Here is an 18238-nt window from a genome sequence, read left to right as displayed (position 1 = left end):
ACCGGGATCGGCAGGCAGCAGCACTTGCCCTCTCGTCGCAACTTTCAACTCTTCGATTGCATTGCTGGACAGATTGACCATGAGACACCTCCTGGAACGCGGACGATACTTGAGGCAACGGATAAGGGAGATTCAAAATCCTGAAGGTCTTACCTTCATCCAGGGGATGCCGACAAGACTCGTCGACATCGATGAGTCCGTGCGGCCAATCTACGCGGAGGGTTTCTTGTTCACGGCAGAATGCGTAGCTACGCTCAGAGCGAATTCATCCTTGAGTGGTTGGGCATCGTGATGCAACTGCTCGCTAATCGGTCACGCGTGACGCGGTGCTTCTACCGGCGGCGTGCCGTCATGAAACAGCGTCTTCAACTGCGAACGCAGTTCTGGCGAATCGGCATGCTTGTGAACCGTGACCGCGTGCTGTACGGCCGCTTCTAGCAGCTCATTTTCGGAATCCGCAGATAGCGCAATAGAGCAGCTCATTTCGCTCGGAAATTCCCGGCAATCGATGTATTTGCGCGTCATGATCCTCTCCTCATACGATAGTAGTCGTGGGGCTTTACGTGAATGACCGCGCGGGATGCCGCGCGAAGTACACAGGACACGATTGCGCCTCCTTGTCGCAAACGAAATCATTTTGAAAGTATAGGCCGCGGGTGGCGAATTTGAGGTCACGCAGCGAAATTCGCGGCGTCGTCAGGATCGTTTCCGCACCCACTTGAACAGTTTTCGGCTGCCAGCGCCGGTTCGAATTGCCGTACGAACTCCTCGAGGTGGTGCGGTACGGCATGGCACAGTAACGTTCACCAGTTCTTCGTTGATGTCCTTGACGGCTTCCCACATCTGTCCAATCAGGGCTCCAGCGACTTCGCCTGTAGATTAGCCATCCGGCCGAGGTTCAATCCGCGCAGCGGCGGGTTAAACTCACGCCCTGAACAGCTAACGCAAGAAGATACTCAGGATGGGCATTCAAACCGCAGCGGCCAACGACGTCGCACAACATACGCCGATGATGCAGCAATACCTGCGCATCAAAGGGGAGCATCCGGGCACGCTCGTGTTCTACCGGATGGGCGACTTCTACGAGCTGTTTTTCGACGATGCCGAAAAGGCCGCACGCCTGCTCGATCTCACGCTGACCCAGCGTGGCGCGTCGGCGGGCAACCCGATCAAGATGGCCGGCGTGCCACATCACGCGCTCGAACAGTATCTCGCCAAGCTGGTGAAGCTGGGCGAATCGGTCGCAATCTGCGAACAGATTGGCGATCCGGCTACTTCGAAGGGGCCGGTCGAGCGAAAGGTCGTGCGTGTGGTCACGCCCGGCACGCTCACCGATGCCGCGCTACTGTCGGACAAGAGCGACGTCTACCTGCTCGCGGTGTGTGTGGGCCACAACCGGCGCGGCGTCGCCACCAACGTGGGGCTCGCGTGGCTCAACCTCGCGAGCGGCGCATTACGCCTCACGGAAGTTGCACCGGATCAGGCTGCTGCTGCGCTCGAGCGCATTCGTCCGGCGGAAATTCTCGTTGCCGATTCACCGGTCGATGCCAACACGTGGTCGCCGCCGGCTGGTTCTGGCGCACTGACGCGCGTACCTGTCTGGCATTTCGACGTCTCCTCCGGCACACAACGCCTGTGCGATCAGATGGACGTCGCGAGCCTCGACGGTTTCGGCGCGCATTCGCTGTCGAGCGCCTGCGGCGCTGCCGGCGCGCTGCTGCTGTACGCGGCAGCAACGCAAGGTCAGCAGTTGCGCCATGTGCGCAGTCTCAAGGTCGAGTACGAATCCGAATATATTGGGCTCGACCCCGCCACGCGCCGCAATCTCGAACTCACCGAAACGCTGCGCGGTACCGAAAGCCCGACGCTGTGTTCGCTGCTCGATACCTGCTGCACGACCATGGGAAGCCGGCTGCTGCGCCATTGGCTGCATCATCCGCCGCGCGAAGCGGCGATTGCGCAGGCGCGTCAACAGGCAATCGGAGCGTTGCTCGATGCGCCGGTCAGTGCAGGCGTCGATACGTTGCGCGGCGCGCTGCGGCAGATTTCCGATATCGAGCGGATCACCGGGCGTCTTGCGCTGCTGTCCGCCCGTCCACGTGATCTGTCGAGCCTGCGCGATACGTTCATTGCGTTGCCCGACCTGCGCACGCAACTGGCCTCAGTGACGGGCGCTGCCGATTCGCTCGCGCGTATCGACGCCGCGCTCGAACCGCCCGCGCCTTGCGTCGATCTGTTGAAGCTGGCGGTGGCGCCCGAACCGGCCGCAATGGTCCGCGACGGTGGCGTGATTGCTCGCGGCTACGATGCGGAACTCGATGAACTGCGTGACATCTCCGAAAACTGCGGGCAATTCCTGATCGACCTGGAAACGCGCGAGCGCGCCCGTACGGGCATCGGCAATCTACGCGTCGAGTACAACAAGGTGCACGGCTTCTATATCGAAGTCACGCGCGGCCAGACCGACAAGGTGCCCGACGACTATCGCCGCCGCCAGACGCTGAAAAACGCCGAGCGCTACATCACGCCGGAACTGAAAACCTTCGAGGACAAAGCCCTGTCGGCGCAGGAACGCGCGCTCGCACGTGAACGCTCGCTCTATGACGGCTTGCTGCAGGCGCTCCTGCCATTCATTGCCGATTGCCAGCGCGTGGCCGCGGCGCTCGCGGAACTCGATCTGCTGGCCGCGTTTGCCGAGCGCGCCCGCGCGCTCGACTGGGTCGCGCCTTCGTTCACGCCGGCCGCTGGTATCGCGATCGAACAGGGACGTCATCCTGTGGTCGAGGCGCAGGTCGAGCAGTTCATCGCCAACGACTGCACGCTCAACCCCGAGCGCAAGCTGCTGCTGATCACCGGTCCGAACATGGGCGGTAAATCGACTTTCATGCGGCAGACCGCGTTGATTGCGCTGTTGGCGTATGTGGGCAGTTATGTCCCGGCAACGCGTGCATCGTTTGGCCCGATCGACCGCATCTTCACGCGCATCGGCGCGGCCGACGATCTGGCCGGCGGGCGTTCGACCTTCATGGTCGAAATGACGGAGGCCGCGGCGATCCTGAACGACGCGACGCCGCAAAGTCTCGTGCTGATGGACGAAATCGGCCGCGGCACTTCGACTTTCGACGGCCTCGCGCTGGCATGGGCAATCGCGCGGCATCTGCTCGCGCACAACGGCTGCCACACCTTGTTCGCCACGCATTACTTTGAGCTGACGCAACTGCCCGCGGAATTTCCGCAAGCGGCCAACGTGCACTTATCCGCCGTAGAGCATGGCCACGGCATTGTCTTCCTGCATGCGGTAAACGAAGGCCCGGCGAATCAGAGTTATGGCCTGCAGGTGGCGCAACTCGCCGGCGTGCCGGCTGCCGTGATCCGTGCCGCGCGCAAGCATCTCGCACACCTAGAGCAACAATCTGCCGGGCAACCCGCACCGCAGCTCGATCTGTTTGCGGCGCCGCTGATGCTGCAGGACGCCGACGACGATCATGACGATAGCGCCCCACCCGCCCCCGCACTGACAGCAGCCGAGCAGGCGCTCATCGGGCGTCTGCGAGCGCTCGATCCGAATGACCTCCGCCCGCGCGAAGCGCTGGACCTGCTCTATGAACTGCACGACCTGGCCACTGCGCCGGATGCAGATCATTGACCGGCACCGCTATCCGCAGCGCCAGCGCACGCTGTGCGCGGCGCTCGCATTTGCGCTGATCCTTGCAGCGGGCGCGTCATCCCAGGCACGGGCTGCGCCGATCCGCTACACCTTCGCAGTCGTCGCCGATACGCTGCAAAGCCCCGCTGACGAGGCCTCGACGCAGCGGCTCATCGACGCGATCGGCCGCGACCGCGACATGTCGTTCATCGTCTACGATGGCAATCTGAAGGGCGCGAAAGAGGCCTGCAAGGACACGTTGTACGACCGGCGCCAGGCTCTGCTGGAAGCAGCACGGCCACCGCTGATCTTCATCCCCGGCCAGCATGACTGGACCGATTGCGGTGTCGCCGAAGCCGGCGGCTTCGATCCTGTGGAGCGGCTCGACCAGCTACGACAGACGATCTTCGCCGACCCTTCGTCCATGGGGCAAAACCCGCTGACATTGACACGCGAAAGCGAAGTCTCGCGCTTCAGACCGTATAGGGAGAATGTGCGCTGGCAACTGGGCGACACCGTGTTCATCGGATTGAATGTCCCCGGCTCGAACAACCATTACGTGAGTGCTGGCGGCCGTAACGGCGAGTTCGAAGATCGCGTGATCGCCAATGCGTTCTGGATCGAACACGCGGCCGAGTATGCGAAACGGCGCGAGGCGCGTGCGGTTGTGATTTTCATTCAAGGCGACCCCGACCCGGAACGCTATGAGCGGCCGGACCGTTTCGCGTGGCTGCGCTTTGGACGCAACTCGCGTCGCGATGGCTTCCTGGAACTCAAGCGCAGCCTCGTGAAGGCGGCCCAGATCTTCCACGGCCCGATTGTGCTAATCCATAACGACGACGGACGGCCAACCGGTGGCTTTACGATCGACCAGCCGCTGCGTAACGACAAGGGGGAGGTGGTGACGAATCTGACGCGCATCGCCTTCACGCTGCATGATCGTCTGGATGAGTGGCTTCAGATTGAAGCCGATCTCTCGCGCAGGCCGCCGTTCCGGGTCAGCGTGCACCAAGTGCCGAAGAACCTGCCGCTGGTGCCGTTCCAGCCCGCGTCAGCGGTTCAGCCTGCGCAGGCGCCCGATGAAAACGAGCCCGACTTGTCCTCACCGGCGGGGGGCAATCAAACGCCCGCGCCGTTGCCAAATCAGATGCCGAATCAGTCGCCAGGGCAAACGTTGAATCAAACGCTCAATCCGGCCTCGAATCTGCCACCGCTCCTGCCGTCTATACCGCCGCCCGAACAACCGCTCAACACGCTGCCCGGCTCCAGCGGCCAAGCGCCGGCCCCAGCTGGAGCATCCGCGGGCACGCCCTAAGGCGCACCCGCAGGCGCATCTGCCAGTTCAGTGCAACGTGGGCCCTGACGGCTCTTCGTCGCCTTCGTCGTCATCCTCGTCTAGTACTTCCAGGCCATCTGCACCGTGGGCGTGCTCGTGCTGGATTTCGTCTTCGGTAGCCGGGCGCACGTCCTTGACGGTCAGCGCAAAACGCAGCGCCATGCCGGCGAGCGGATGGTTGCCGTCGAGCACGACCTTGTCTTCCGCGACGTCAGTGACGACGTAGACCAGCGAATCGATGTCCTCGTCGCCTTCTTCCGGCGTGCCTTCGAATTGCATGCCGACTTCGAGCGGCTCCGGGAAGCGCGTGCGCGCCTCGATCTTCACCAGATCAGGATCGTATTCGCCAAACGCATCTTGCGGTTCCAGCTGGATCTGGGTCTCGAAACCAGCCTCATGGCCGTCGAGCTCTTCCTCGATCTTGGGGAACGTGCCATCATAGCCGCCGTGCAGATAGACCATCGGCTCATCGCTCTCTTCGATCAGGTTGCCCTGCGCATCCGACAGCTTGTAAGCGACCGATACGACGGTGTTCTTTGCAATTTTCATTCGATTCTCCAGAATACAACTCACATTATACGATGCCCAAGCGGCCCCTTGACCAACCGGCGCATGCAGCTTCTGCGCGAATTTCTTCGCCGGTTCTGCCGCCCTCGCCGGACGAGCCCACAGCGCTGCTCGGCAATCTCACTCCGTCGCAATTCATGCGCCGGTACTGGCAAAAGAAGCCCCTGCTGATTCGTCAGGCCATCCCGAACATCGAGGCGCCGCTCTCGCGCAACGAGCTGTTCGACCTGGCCGATCAGGACGACGTGGAAGCGCGCCTGATCACACACTTTCGCAACAAATGGCAACTGGAACACGGCCCGTTTGCGGCCGACGAATTGCCCTCGCTCAAGCAACGCGCATGGACGTTGCTCGTGCAGGGCGTCGACCTGCATAACGACCGTGCGCGCGCCCTGCTCGAGCGCTTTCGCTTCGTGCCGGACGCGCGTCTCGACGACCTGATGATCTCGTACGCCAGTGACGGTGGCGGGGTCGGTCCGCATTTCGACTCGTACGACGTGTTCCTGCTCCAGGTTCACGGTAAACGCCGCTGGCGGATCAGCGCGCAGCGCGATCTGTCGTTCCGTCCGGGTATGCCGTTGAAAGTTTTACAACATTTCGAGCCAGAAGAGGAATGGGTCCTCGAACCCGGCGACATGCTGTATCTTCCGCCTCACATCGCGCACGACGGCGTCGCCGAAGGCGAGTGCATGACCTGTTCGATTGGCTTCCGGGCGCCCTCCTCGAACGAGCTGACCGCGCAATTTCTGTATCATCTCGCCGAGCGTGGCGAAACGGGTGGCCAGCAGGAGCGCAGTCCCCAGCTTTACCGGGATCCGCAGCAGCCTGCGGTGGCGCATCCCGCCGAGCTGCCTGCCGCCCTGGTCGACCGGGTAGGCGCGATCCTTGCTCAGGTAAAATGGGACGAAAAGGATATTGCGTCATTCCTCGGCACGTATCTGAGCGAACCGAAGCCGAGCGTGGTGTTCGATCCGCCGGAACAGCCGCTTAACGAGGCGCGTTTTATCAGGCGTGCTTCAGAGTTGGGCCTAAGGCTCGACCGGAAGACGGTTATGCTGTACAACAGCCGCTTTTTCTTCCTGAATGGAGAAGAAAATCGGTTTGCAGGGCATAAAAGATGGTTGATTGAATTCGCTGATTGCCGGCGTCTGAGTGCGAAACGCTTTGTAACACTCTCAGGCGATTCATCGGTGACAGCATTGCTGCACGAGTGGTATCGTGCGGGCTGGATACAAGTGGGCGAGCTTGTCTAAAGCTTGTCCGCCTGTTATGAAGTACCGTGAAATTTTGTATGAGAAAGACAACGTATTGACCCCGCATTTGTCGACGGTCTGTACGAAAGTGCATATAATTTCCGCCCAAGCCGTAGGGAAGATTCACGCTCTTGTGAAGTGCGTCTCCACCAGCGGCCCAGGTCGGTGTTGGAGCACATTACCGGTATTATTTTGCGCTGTTGCTTACCTTTAACCATAAAAGGACGTGATCATGAAGAAATCCCTCCTCGTAGCATCCCTGTTGGCAGCTGTGGCACTGGCTGCATGCAACAAGAGCAGCGACCAGGCAGCTGCCCCGGCTAGCGATGCATCCGCTGCTTCGGCACCGGCTGCTGCTGCTTCGGATGCAGGCGCTGCAGCTTCGGACGCTGCTGCTGCTGCGAGCGACTCTGCTGCTTCGGCACCGGCTGCTGCTGCTTCGGACGCAGGCGCTGCTGCTTCGGACGCTGGTGCGGCTTCGGCTGCTGCAGCTTCGGGCGCAAGCCAGTAAGCTGTCGTACAGGGTTCGCCTCTGGGCGAAAATCACATCGGAAGATCGCTCTGGTCTTCCGATGTGATAAAGCAAAACGCCACGGATTCACATCCGTGGCGTTTTGTCATTCTGCGCTCGCTTAATGCAGCCGCTCAGTTGCTGTTAGTTGCTCCTGGTTGCTTATTGCGTTTTTGTATCGTCAGATAATTGCGGTTGTTAATTACGATTTGCTTATAGCATCCGTTTTCAACGACCGGCCATCACTTGTTTTTCACTCAGAACGCACGGTTGCGGCTTCTTCGAAGAACTCACGAACCACGTCGATCTCTCTGGTCCGCTTGAAAGGCGGCAGGCTCTGCCATATACGGCGCCCATACGGTTTCTCGACGAGGCGGGTATCGCAGATCATCAAAACGCCGCGATCGGTCTCAGCGCGAATCAGACGCCCTGCGCCCTGCTTTAGCGTAATCACTGCCTGCGGCAATTGATGGACCGCAAACGGGCTCAGCCCCTTCTTGGTCAGTGCGTCGAGCCGGGCGGCCAGCACAGGGTCGTCTGGCGGCGCAAACGGCAGTTTGTCGATCACAACGAGCGAGAGCGCATCGCCGCGCACGTCAACACCCTCCCAGAAACTCTGGCTGCCTACGAGGATCGCGTTGCCATAGGAACGGAAGCGATCCAGCAGCTCCGTGCGGCTCGCATCGCCCTGCACCAGCAGCGGGTAGTTCCAGCCGCGCGCTTCGATCGTATCGCGCAGTTTCGTGGCAATCTTGTCGACGGCCCGCAATGTCGTGCAGAGCATGAATACGCCGCCACCCGACGCTTCGATGGCCGGCAGCGCGGCTTCGAATACTGCGTCGGTAAACATCGGCGAGGACGGCTGCGGCAGATTGCGCGGCACGTACAGGAGGCCCTGGGTCGGGTAGTCGAAGGGACTCGGCAGGGTCATCGAGCGGCGCGCGTTCAGGCCCATCTGTGCGGCATAGTGGGCGAAATCGCCGCGCACCGAAAGCGTAGCCGATGTGAAGATCCACGCCCTCGGCACGCCGGCGCGCTGCTTGGCGAAGATTGGCGCCACCGACAACGGCGTCTCATGCAACTGCACGGTATGCGCGAACACTTCGATCCAGCGCACCTTTTCGTTTGGATCGGCAACGCCCTTCTTGTCGGCTGTACCGGCACCACCTGCGGTGTCCGCGGCTACGTCACGTTCGGCTTCGGTCGGCGGGGTCGTCCAGCCGGACAGGATCCCCTGCAACTCTCGCGCGCGCCGCAGACAGGCACCCAGCGACTCAGCGCGCTCCGCCTGACTCGACAAGGCATTGGCGAGCGCAGCCAGTTCCGTCTCAAGCGTTTCGAGCGCAGCAAAGAGCGGATGGCCGTCCGGCAACTGGCCAATCGACAGCCGCACCGAATCCTCCTTGAAGGCGAGGCGCACGTCGCGCGCCGAACGTTCGAGCGTCGCGCCGAGCTTCACCCAGTCGACCACCTCGCGCGCATGGCCTAGCCCTTCGGCAACCGAGTCACGGGCGAGTTCGAGAAACTGCGCAGTCGAGAGCGTCTCGCCGAAGAACAGCGTGGCGGTCTCCGGCAATTGATGCGCTTCGTCGAAGACGATCGTATTGGCCGTCGGCAGCAGTTCGGCCATGCCGGTATCGCGCAACATGATGTCGGCGAAGAACAGGTGATGGTTGACCACCACAATGTCGGCCTGCTGCGCCTCACGGCGCGCCTGCATCACGAAGCATTCCTTGTAGTGCGGGCACTCCTGGCCGAGGCAGTTTTCACGCGTCGAGGTGACCATCGACCACACTGCGGCCGTCTCCGGCACGCTCGCGAGCTCCGCCTTGTCGCCGGTGCGGGTGATCTTCGCGAAACGGACGATGTCCTGCAGATACGAGGTTTCCTGGCGCGACGGCAGACGGCCGTTGTCCGCGGTGCGCTGCAGGTAGTAGTGGCACAGGTAGTTCGCGCGCCCCTTGAGCATCGCCACCGTGACGGGCACGGCGAGCGCGTCGCGCACGGTCGGGATATCGCGCTGGAACAACTGGTCCTGCAAGTGCTTGGTGCCGGTCGAGACGATCACCTTGCCACCCCACAGCATGGCCGGTACGAGGTACGCATAGGTCTTGCCCGTGCCGGTGCCCGCCTCCACGATCAATGTGTTCTCGCTGCCGTCGAGACTGCCTGCAGCGTCGCCCGTAGCGGCGTCTGCAGCCGTGGCCGCCGACGCATCCCCAGCGGGCGCCTGCAGACGTCGTGCCGGGCGCTTCTGCGCCTCGAACATCGCCGGCTCGGGCATGGTCCGGCCCGACGCTTCCATCGCGGCGGCGACCGCACGCGCCATCTCGATCTGCGAGGCGCGCGAACGGTAGCCGTCAATCTGGCGTGCCAGCAGGCCGTCGGCGGCGAAAATGTCGTCGAGTTCAGATTTGCGGCGCGGGTTCAGCGAGGACGCGAGCGCGCTCTCAGCGGCGCGTGGCTCGCGTGCGGGCGCTTCGTCATCCGACGAGCTGTGCGAAGAAGAAACAAGCGGTGAATTCAAGGCAAGCGTTTCCTGCAAAATCCGGTGCGCGCGTGGCGACCCGGCGCCTGCCAGGTCGCTCGCCTAAGCGCGCGTGTCCGGTTCGAGCTGCAACTGCAGCAAGATGATGGTGTCCTTCACCTTGAGTTTGCGCTTTTTAAGGCGCTGCAATTCAAGGTCGTCGAAGCCGGGCTCATCCGACATTTTGTCGATCAGACGGTCCAGTCCACTATGTTCCGATTCCAGCTGCAGAATACGGTCCTGAAGTGCGTTCGCGTCGATGACGTGATGATGGTCGCGCATGCTCGCCCCTCTTCCAGAGCGGCGCGGGCTGCCTCGTGCAGTCCAGACGCCTGAGGTTGCTGTCCGGCTAAAAACGCGTTACTGCTCCTGCTGCTGTTGCTTCTGCTGCTGTTCGAGTTGCTGTTGCTGCTGCAACTGCTGTTGCTGCTTCTGCTGTGCCTTGTCGGCCGCCTGCTTCTGGCGCGTCGCGACGTCCTGCTCATGCTGGGCGGCCGTTTCCTGCTTGCGCTGGAAGCTCTGCTGCTTCTCGACACGTTCCTGCGCCTTTTGCGCCCCCTGCTCGCGAGCCTGCTCGAGCTGGGTCTGGAAGTTGGCTTGCTTCTGATCGTACGCCTGCTGGTTCGCCGCCGCTTGCGACGGGCTGACGCCGCGCTGCGCTTGATCCAGCGCGTGTTGCTGCTCCTTCTGCTGATACGACTGCTCGTTGGCCGCGCGCTGTGGCGCCTCAGCTGCACGCTGCGCCTGATCCAGCTGATGCTGATGCTGCTTGTCCTCGTACTGCTGCTGGTTGCTGGCGTCCTGCGCCGCGCGCTGCGGGGCGTTGGCCTCGTCCTGCGCGCGCTGGAGCGCCGCCTGCTGGTCGCGCTGCTGCGCGCGTGCCGTACGCTGTTCCTCGTCGAGCGCGAGCTGTTCCTTGCGGATTCCTGCCTGCACCGCGCGCATTCTGTCACGCGCCTTGTCGAGACAGTAGTTCACCAAAAACTTGCTATAACAATTGTGTTCGTCGACCCCGTAGTTATAGTTGTTCTCTTCGGTGCGATGGTTCAAGGCCGCCTGCCGCGCATCGAAACCGTTGCTGGACGCCTCGCCCGTGGCGCCCTCCGCATTCGCCGCCTTGGCATCCGACGCGCCGGCCTGGCCGCTCAACTGCCCGTCATCGGTGCGCAGCGTCGCGCCGGAGGCCGTGGAGCCAGCGACGGCCGCTGAACCCGTCGAACCGCCATACGGCACGGATGCCGTCGACGGCGCCGATACCACTGGCTGGTCCTGGGCCAACGCCGGTGCGGACACGGCGAAAGAGGCGGCGGCAACGCCTAGCGCGGCGCAAGTGAAAAGCGGCGCGATCAGCGTGGCGGAAAGCGAAGCAAGAGGAAAACGGGAGATCGGCAACGTCGTAGATGGGCAACGGAACATGCCCGAAATTCTATCACCCCGCGGTTGAGCCCTTTTGCATTTATGGCAAAATGCCCCGCTTCAGCAACCCGGCCGCAGCGCGCGCGTTCCACGTGGCGCCACTCGCGGCCCCAGATCGAGTCCGGCAGGAACACCAAGACCCTATGACGGAAAACGTAGCACTCAAGATCGTACAGCGCATCGCCAGCGAACTCTCCGTCCAGCCGCGCCAGGTCGCGGCGGCGGTGCAACTCCTCGACGAAGGCGCGACTGTTCCGTTTATCGCGCGTTACCGTAAGGAAGTGACAGACAATCTCGACGACACGCAGTTGCGTAACCTCGAGGAACGTCTCCTGTATCTGCGCGAACTGGAAGACCGGCGCGCCTCGATCCTCGCGAGCATCGACGAACAGGGCAAGATGACGGACGAGTTGCGGACCGCTATCGAAGGTGCGGACAGCAAACAGGTGCTGGAAGATCTCTATCTGCCCTACAAGCCGAAACGCCGCACGCGTGCGCAGATTGCGCGCGAAGCGGGACTCCAGCCCCTTGCTGACGCGCTGCTCGCCAATCCACTGCTCGATCCGCAAAGCGAAGCCGCCCAGTACGTGGGCGCCGAAAAGGGTGTGGCAGACGTGAAGGCCGCACTGGACGGCGCGCGCGACATCCTCTCGGAGCAATTCGGCGAAACCGCCGACCTGCTCGGCAAGCTGCGCGAATACCTGTTCAACCAGGGCGTGGTGTCGTCGAAAGTGGTGGAAGGTAAGGAAAGCGCAGAAGAAGAAAAATTCCGCGATTACTACGACTATTCGGAAACCATCAAGACAGTGCCGTCGCATCGGGCACTTGCGCTGTTCCGCGGCCGCAATGCCGGCGTGCTGATGGTCAAGCTGGGACTCGGCGAAGAACTCGACGCGCAGGTGCCCCATCCAGGCGAAGCGCTGATTGCACGCCACTTCGCTATTGCCAACCAGAACCGCCCGGCCGACAAGTGGCTCGCCGACGTGTGCCGCTGGTGCTGGCGCGTGAAGGTGCAGCCGCATATTGAGAACGAGCTGCTGACCAATCTGCGCGAAGAGGCTGAGCATGAAGCAATTCGCGTGTTCGCCCGCAATCTGAAGGATCTGCTGCTGGCGGCGCCGGCAGGGCCGAAGGCCGTGATCGGTCTCGATCCGGGTATGCGCACCGGCGTGAAGGTGGCGGTCGTCGATCGGACCGGCAAGGTGCTCACCACCGACGTGATTTACCCGCACGAGCCGCGTCGCGACTGGGACGGCTCGCTCGCCAAGCTCGCGCGCATCTGTGCGCAAACGCAGGCTGAGCTGATCAGCATCGGCAACGGCACGGCTTCGCGCGAAACCGACAAGCTGGCAAGCGAGCTGATCGCGCGCCATCCGGAATTCAAGCTGCAGAAGATCGTCGTGTCCGAAGCTGGCGCTTCCGTTTATTCGGCCTCGGAGCTGGCCGCGAAGGAATTCCCCGACATGGACGTGTCGCTGCGCGGCGCGGTGTCGATTGCGCGGCGTCTGCAAGATCCGCTCGCGGAACTCGTGAAGATCGACCCGAAAGCGATCGGCGTCGGCCAGTACCAGCATGACGTGAATCAGCGCGAACTGGCGCGCTCGCTTGACGCCGTGGTCGAGGATTGCGTGAACGCGGTGGGTGTGGATGCGAATACAGCGTCGGTGGCTTTGCTCGCGCGCGTGTCCGGGTTGAACGCGACGCTCGCTCGCAACATCGTCGACTTCCGCGATGCCAACGGTCCGTTCCCGTCGCGCGAACATCTGCGCAAGGTGCCGCGCCTGGGCGACAAAACCTTCGAACAGGCAGCGGGCTTTCTGCGCATCAACAACGGCGAGAATCCGCTCGACCGTTCGTCGGTGCACCCGGAAGCGTATCCGGTGGTCGAGCGCATGCTCGCGAAGATCAACAAGCATGTCGGCGACGTGCTCGGCAATCGCGAGGCACTGTCGGGCTTGTCGCCCGTCGAATTCGTCGACGATCGCTTCGGTCTGCCGACCGTGCGCGACATCCTCACCGAACTCGAAAAGCCGGGCCGCGATCCACGCCCCGAGTTCAAGACCGCCACCTTCCGCGATGGTGTCGAAAAGATCTCGGATCTGTCGCCAGGCATGGTGCTCGAAGGCGTGGTGACGAACGTCGCGGCCTTTGGTGCGTTCATCGATATCGGCGTGCATCAGGATGGCCTCGTTCACGTGTCGGCGATGTCGACGAAGTTCATCAAGGACCCGCACGAAGTCGTGAAAGCCGGCCAGATCGTCAACGTCAAGGTGCTCGAAGTGGACGTCAAGCGTCAGCGCATTTCGCTGACCATGCGTCTCGCCGACGAGTTCGGCGCAGCGGGTGCGGCAGGCGCTTCGCAGCGCAGTAGCGGCGGCGGTAGTGGTGCGGGCCAGCAAGACCGGGGGTCCAACAACCGCCCGGGCGGCAACGGCCGCGGCGCACCGCAGCGCTCGCGTGAGCCTGAACCGGCAGGCGCGATGGCTGCAGCGTTCGCCAAGCTCAAGCGTTAGAGCAAGGCGGCGCGCGGTCCGCGCCACGCAACAAAAAGCCCACGCAGTTCACATCTGCGTGGGCTTTTTCATTGACCACCCCGCCAACCGGACGAGACGGACAAGACGGGCAGGACGGGCAACGGTGGCATCAAACTACTCGAAGCTCAAATCTCGATCTTCGTCCCCAACTCCACCACACGATTGGCGGGGATACTGAAAAAATCGGTCGGCTTGGCAGCGTTCTGATGCATCCACGCGAACACCCGCTCGCGCCACACGGACATCCCTGGCAATTGTGTCGGCACGACCGTTTCCCGCGCGAGAAAGAACGACGTATCCATCAGTTCGAAGGTCATATCGTGAGTGCGGCCCACATCGGTCATCACGGCCTTCACGTCCGGCGTCTCATTGAAACCGTATGCCGCCTTCACCAGGAACAGTCCCCCGCCGATCTCTTTGACCGTGACGCGGTCCGCGTCTTCCACGTAGGGAATATCGAGCGTCGTGAAGGTCAGGAAAATGGTGCGCTCGTGCAGCACCTTGTTGTGCTTCAGGTTGTGCAGCAGACTCACCGGCACCAGCACATCGCTGCCCGTCAGATAGATGGCCGTGCCCGACACGCGATGCGGCGGGTGAGCGAGCAAACCCTGCAGGAACGGCATCAACGGAATACCGTCGGCGGCTGTGCGTTCCTTGACGATCATCCTGCCCTTGAACCACGTCATCAGCAGGAAGAACAGCAGCGCGCCAATGCCAAGCGGCAACCAGCCGCCCTCCGCGACCTTCAACAGATTCGCGCCGAAGAAGCCGAGATCGACCACCATCAGGCCGCCGATAATCAGCGCCACCACCAGCTTGTTCCACTTCCACACGTTCACCATCACCACGCAGGCGAGAATCGTGGTGATCACCATCGTGGCCGTCACCGCGATGCCGTAGGCCGCCGCCAGATTGTCCGAGCTCTTGAAGGCCACCACGATGCACAGGATGATGAAGAGCAGCATCCAGTTCACGACCGGCACATAGATCTGCCCGATCGCGAGATCCGACGTATGCAGGACCTTCATGCGTGGCACATAGCCGAGCTGGATGGCCTGGCTCGTCAACGAATAGGCGCCGGAAATCACCGCCTGCGAGGCGATCACGGTGGCCACCGTGGAGAGCACCACGAGCGGCAGCAGCGCCCAGTCAGGCGCAAGCAGGAAAAACGGATTTTCGATGGCCTTCGGATCGTGCATCAGCAGCGCGCCCTGGCCGAAGTAGTTCATCACCAGCGAAGGCATCACGAGGCAGTACCAGGCCACCCGGATCGGCTTGGCGCCGAAGTGGCCCATATCAGCGTACAGCGCTTCGGCGCCGGTCAGCACCAGCACCACTGAGCCGAGCACGACATACGCCTGCAGCACGTGCGCTGCCATGAACGAATAGGCGTAGTAGGGATTGAGTGCGCGGATCACGTTGGGCGCTTGCACGATATGCGCGAGGCCGAGCACACCGATCACCGCGAACCAGACCACCATGATTGGCCCGAACAGACGTCCCACCATGGCCGTGCCGTGGCGCTGGATCCAGAACAGCACGATCAGGATGAGGATGGTGAGCGGCAACACCAGGTGGGCCAGATTAGGCGCCGCGATCTCCAGCCCTTCGACTGCGGAAATCACCGAGATGGCCGGCGTAATCACCGCATCGCCGTAGAACATGCAGGCGCCGAAGATACCGAGCATCACGAGCAAGCCCGCGAGCTTCTTCTTTGGATCGACCGAGCGTAACGCCAGCGCCATCAGCGCGAGCACACCGCCCTCGCCGTTGTTATCGGCGCGCATCACGAACAGCACGTACTTGATGCTGACGACGATCACGATCGCCCAGAACAGCAACGAGATCACACCGAGAATGGATTGTTCGGTCAGCGGAATGCCATGCGCCGGGCTAAAGGCCTCTTTCAGCGAATACAACGGGCTCGTGCCGATGTCACCGAATACCACGCCGATCGCAGCCAGTGCGAGTGCAGGCAAAGGCTGTTTGTGCACGTGATGGGTATCTGTCATAAACGCGAGGTATCCGTTCCTGAGCGGAAAAAAACGAGCGCTATTCTAAACTGGCTGTAAGGTAGCGCCCCGGCCTGTTGTGCGTACACCACGTGGACAGCCCGCGAAGTTTAGCACCGTGCTACGAACCCGTCAGCCGCTCGTCATCGCGTTGTCAGGCGCTTCTTCGGCAACCTGCGCACGAAAAAAAACGGAGCCTGACCTGGCTCCGTTCTTGCTGATTCGCTGCACGCACAGGACAAGCCGGCGCACATCACTGACCCGAGGATTCCTGCGCGGTGCCGCGCTTGATCCAGGCGCCGAGGTTATGCGGACGCACAGTATCCCATTCCTCGAATGGCTGATGGATCCACGGATTGGTGGGCAGAAACTGCACGTGGTAGTCAGGCTTCACCTTCGAGCAACCCTTGTACCAGAGCACCGCCGAACGCACCGACGTAATTGCCGGATAGCGCTCCTTCAGATGCTGCTGCACGCGTGCCAGCGTGACGCCCGAATCGACGAGGTCGTCGACCAGCAGCACGTTGCCCGACAGCTCGCCGCGCGTCATCGTGATGTATTGCGCGATGTCGAGCTCGCCCTGCTCGGTGCCCGCGGCTTCACGGTACGAACTGGTAGCCAGGATCGCCAGCGGCAGATCGTAGATACGCGAGAGCTGATCGCCCACGCGCAAGCCACCGCGCGCAAGGCACAGGATCTTGTCGAACTTCCAGCCCGAATCATGCACGGCGAGCGCCAGCAGTTCGATCAGGCGGTGATACTCGTCCCAGCCAACCCACAGGTTCTTGTCGTCATTGCGCGGGTCTTTCATCGCAATCATCGGTACACCCTGCGTCATGAGTTAAACCTTGAACGGGTGACGAAGCAGAATCGTCTCGTCACGATCCGGACCAGTTGAAACCATGTCGATCGGCACGCCAGCTACTTCCTGCACACGTGTCAGATACGCGCGCGCGTTGGCAGGCAGCTTGTCCCATTCCTTGATGCCGACCGTGCTTTCCTTCCAGCCGCCGAACGTCTCGTACACCGGCACGCAGCGCGCCACTTCCGTCGAACCGCGCGGCAGGATATCGCAGTCCTTGCCGTCGACCTTATAGCCGACACACAGCTTCACCTCTTCGAGACCGTCGAGCACGTCGAGCTTGGTTATGCACAGACCCGAGATGCCGTTGATCTGGATCGAGCGGCGCAGCGCGGCGGCGTCGAGCCAGCCAGTGCGGCGCGGACGGCCGGTGACCGAGCCGAATTCCTTGCCGACCGTAGCCAGCGTCAGACCGATCTGGTCCTGGCGTTCGGCGTTGTCCGCATCGTACAGTTCACTCGGGAACGGGCCCGAACCGACGCGCGTGCAATACGCCTTGGTGATGCCGAGCATGTAGTTCAGCTTTTGCGGACCAACGCCCGCGCCTGCGGCGGCGGCACCGGCAACGCAATTGCTCGAGGTGACAAACGGATAAGTGCCATGGTCGATGTCGAGCAGCGTGCCTTGCGCGCCTTCGAACAACAGGTTGTTGCCCTTGGCGTTTTCGTCGTACAGGCGACGCGATACGTCCGTGACCATCGGCTTCAGACGATCGGCGTAGCTCAGCATCGTGTCGAGCGTTTGCTGGAAGTCGACCGCGTCGACGCCCAGGTATTTCGTCAGGACGAAGTTGTGATAATCGAGATTTTCACGCAGACGTTCGGCGAAGCTTTCCGGATCGAACAGGTCTTGCACGCGCAAGCCGCGGCGCGCCACCTTGTCTTCGTATGCCGGTCCGATGCCGCGGCCGGTCGTGCCGATCTTGGCCGCGCCACGGCGCTTTTCGCGGCCCTGGTCGATGGCGACGTGATACGGCAGGATAAGGGTGGTGGCTTCGGAAATGAAGAGGCGCTTCTGCACATCGACGCCGGCGGCTTCGAGCTCGCCAATTTCCTTGAACAGCGCTTCCGGCGACAACACGACGCCATTGCCGATGTAGCACGCCACGCCGGGATGCATGATGCCCGACGGAATCAGACGCAAGATGGTTTTCTTGCCGCCGATGATAAGCGTGTGGCCGGCATTGTGACCGCCCTGGAAGCGAACGACGCCGTGAGCGTGGTCCGTCAGCCAGTCGACGATCTTGCCCTTGCCTTCATCACCCCATTGGGTTCCCACGACGACGACGTTACGTCCGGGGTTCACATTCGCAGCGCTGGCAGACATGTTGTTTCGTATGCTGGTTAAAAACGTATTCTACCTATGTTCGCGGAACCTTCCGAATTTTTCCGTTTCCGCTCAACGGTATGGACGTTATCTTAGGTATATCGAAATGATGCGGAAGGGACGCCGTATCCCTGCTTTAGCGTTCGCTTTCGCGAACGAGTTTTCATATCAGCCGTGCGTATAGACAAACCAGGCGCCGATGAGCTCGACCAACACGCGGTCTCAGGCAAATTCATCGAGCGCGTGGT

General features: G+C 62.0%; 13 protein-coding genes. 5 read left to right on the top strand and 8 right to left on the bottom strand.

Annotated elements, in window-relative coordinates:
• Positions 1-312: 312 nt before the first annotated feature.
• Entirely contained in the window at positions 313-525 is a 213-nt protein-coding gene (locus M0954_RS04325; protein ID WP_122151442.1) for a DUF1059 domain-containing protein, read from the bottom strand.
• Between the two features lie 436 nt (positions 526-961).
• Between M0954_RS04325 and mutS the strand changes: the two genes are divergently transcribed.
• Complete coding sequence (mutS, locus tag M0954_RS04320; RefSeq protein WP_297351813.1) at positions 962-3646, top strand: DNA mismatch repair protein MutS; 2685 nt, start codon at positions 962-964, stop codon at positions 3644-3646.
• Positions 3633-4961, top strand: coding sequence for a hypothetical protein (locus M0954_RS04315; RefSeq protein ID WP_297351815.1), 1329 nt, complete (start codon positions 3633-3635; stop codon positions 4959-4961). The genes mutS and M0954_RS04315 overlap by 14 nt, the downstream gene beginning before the upstream one ends.
• A gap of 27 nt (positions 4962-4988) precedes the next feature.
• On the opposite strand, the gene M0954_RS04310 is transcribed toward M0954_RS04315, so the two are convergent.
• A complete protein-coding gene (locus M0954_RS04310) occupies positions 4989-5531 on the bottom strand; it encodes a peptidylprolyl isomerase (RefSeq protein ID WP_122151446.1) in 543 nt (180 codons plus the stop codon).
• 32 nt (positions 5532-5563) lie between these two features.
• Between M0954_RS04310 and M0954_RS04305 the strand changes: the two genes are divergently transcribed.
• Both M0954_RS04305 and M0954_RS04300 read left to right on the top strand, forming a co-directional pair.
• Positions 5564-6802, top strand: a complete 1239-nt coding sequence (locus M0954_RS04305; RefSeq protein WP_297351811.1) for a cupin domain-containing protein — start codon at positions 5564-5566, stop codon at positions 6800-6802.
• A gap of 232 nt (positions 6803-7034) precedes the next feature.
• Positions 7035-7313, top strand: a complete 279-nt coding sequence (locus M0954_RS04300) for a hypothetical protein (protein WP_122151448.1) — start codon at positions 7035-7037, stop codon at positions 7311-7313.
• Between the two features lie 253 nt (positions 7314-7566).
• On the opposite strand, the gene M0954_RS04295 is transcribed toward M0954_RS04300, so the two are convergent.
• The 3 genes from M0954_RS04295 to M0954_RS04285 form a co-directional block, all read right to left on the bottom strand.
• Positions 7567-9840, bottom strand: coding sequence for an ATP-dependent DNA helicase (locus tag M0954_RS04295; RefSeq protein WP_122155345.1), 2274 nt, complete (start codon positions 9838-9840; stop codon positions 7567-7569).
• Positions 9841-9903: 63 nt separating this feature from the next.
• Positions 9904-10122, bottom strand: a complete 219-nt coding sequence (locus tag M0954_RS04290; RefSeq protein WP_074264202.1) for a DUF465 domain-containing protein — start codon at positions 10120-10122, stop codon at positions 9904-9906.
• 78 nt (positions 10123-10200) lie between these two features.
• A complete protein-coding gene (locus M0954_RS04285) occupies positions 10201-11256 on the bottom strand; it encodes a hypothetical protein (protein ID WP_297351809.1) in 1056 nt (351 codons plus the stop codon).
• 143 nt (positions 11257-11399) lie between these two features.
• On the opposite strand from M0954_RS04285, the gene M0954_RS04280 reads away from it, so the two are divergent.
• On the top strand, positions 11400-13769 hold the full coding sequence (locus M0954_RS04280; RefSeq protein WP_297351807.1) for a Tex family protein: 2370 nt from the start codon (positions 11400-11402) through the stop codon (positions 13767-13769).
• Between the two features lie 146 nt (positions 13770-13915).
• On the opposite strand, the gene M0954_RS04275 is transcribed toward M0954_RS04280, so the two are convergent.
• The 3 genes from M0954_RS04275 to M0954_RS04265 form a co-directional block, all read right to left on the bottom strand.
• Positions 13916-15802, bottom strand: a complete 1887-nt coding sequence (locus M0954_RS04275; protein ID WP_122151451.1) for a potassium transporter Kup — start codon at positions 15800-15802, stop codon at positions 13916-13918.
• Between the two features lie 253 nt (positions 15803-16055).
• The gene (locus M0954_RS04270) at positions 16056-16640 is read right to left on the bottom strand and encodes a phosphoribosyltransferase (protein WP_074264198.1); all 585 of its coding nucleotides are present in this window, start codon (positions 16638-16640) and stop codon (positions 16056-16058) included.
• 3 nt (positions 16641-16643) lie between these two features.
• Complete coding sequence (locus M0954_RS04265; protein ID WP_122151452.1) at positions 16644-17990, bottom strand: adenylosuccinate synthase; 1347 nt, start codon at positions 17988-17990, stop codon at positions 16644-16646.
• Positions 17991-18238: the final 248 nt, after the last annotated feature.

The organism is Paraburkholderia sp., from assembly GCF_026225065.1.
In the GTDB taxonomy this organism is placed as follows: domain Bacteria; phylum Pseudomonadota; class Gammaproteobacteria; order Burkholderiales; family Burkholderiaceae; genus Paraburkholderia.
Note: the sequence above shows the minus strand (reverse complement) of the source record. Positions and strands in the feature narration are given on the sequence as shown.

What these genes read in the sequence shown, in the direction of transcription:
- M0954_RS04305 (WP_297351811.1), top strand. Translation starts at nt 5,564, where the DNA reads ATGCCCAAGCGGCCCCTTGACCAACCGGCGCATGCAGCTTCTGCGCGA.
- M0954_RS04280 (WP_297351807.1), top strand. Translation starts at nt 11,400, where the DNA reads ATGACGGAAAACGTAGCACTCAAGATCGTACAGCGCATCGCCAGCGAA.
- M0954_RS04325 (WP_122151442.1), bottom strand. Translation starts at nt 525, where the DNA reads ATGACGCGCAAATACATCGATTGCCGGGAATTTCCGAGCGAAATGAGC.
- M0954_RS04270 (WP_074264198.1), bottom strand. Translation starts at nt 16,640, where the DNA reads ATGACGCAGGGTGTACCGATGATTGCGATGAAAGACCCGCGCAATGAC.
- M0954_RS04265 (WP_122151452.1), bottom strand. Translation starts at nt 17,990, where the DNA reads ATGTCTGCCAGCGCTGCGAATGTGAACCCCGGACGTAACGTCGTCGTC.
- M0954_RS04315 (WP_297351815.1), top strand. Translation starts at nt 3,633, where the DNA reads ATGCAGATCATTGACCGGCACCGCTATCCGCAGCGCCAGCGCACGCTG.
- M0954_RS04310 (WP_122151446.1), bottom strand. Translation starts at nt 5,531, where the DNA reads ATGAAAATTGCAAAGAACACCGTCGTATCGGTCGCTTACAAGCTGTCG.
- M0954_RS04300 (WP_122151448.1), top strand. Translation starts at nt 7,035, where the DNA reads ATGAAGAAATCCCTCCTCGTAGCATCCCTGTTGGCAGCTGTGGCACTG.
- mutS (WP_297351813.1), top strand. Translation starts at nt 962, where the DNA reads ATGGGCATTCAAACCGCAGCGGCCAACGACGTCGCACAACATACGCCG.
- M0954_RS04285 (WP_297351809.1), bottom strand. Translation starts at nt 11,256, where the DNA reads ATGTTCCGTTGCCCATCTACGACGTTGCCGATCTCCCGTTTTCCTCTT.
- M0954_RS04275 (WP_122151451.1), bottom strand. Translation starts at nt 15,802, where the DNA reads ATGACAGATACCCATCACGTGCACAAACAGCCTTTGCCTGCACTCGCA.
- M0954_RS04290 (WP_074264202.1), bottom strand. Translation starts at nt 10,122, where the DNA reads ATGCGCGACCATCATCACGTCATCGACGCGAACGCACTTCAGGACCGT.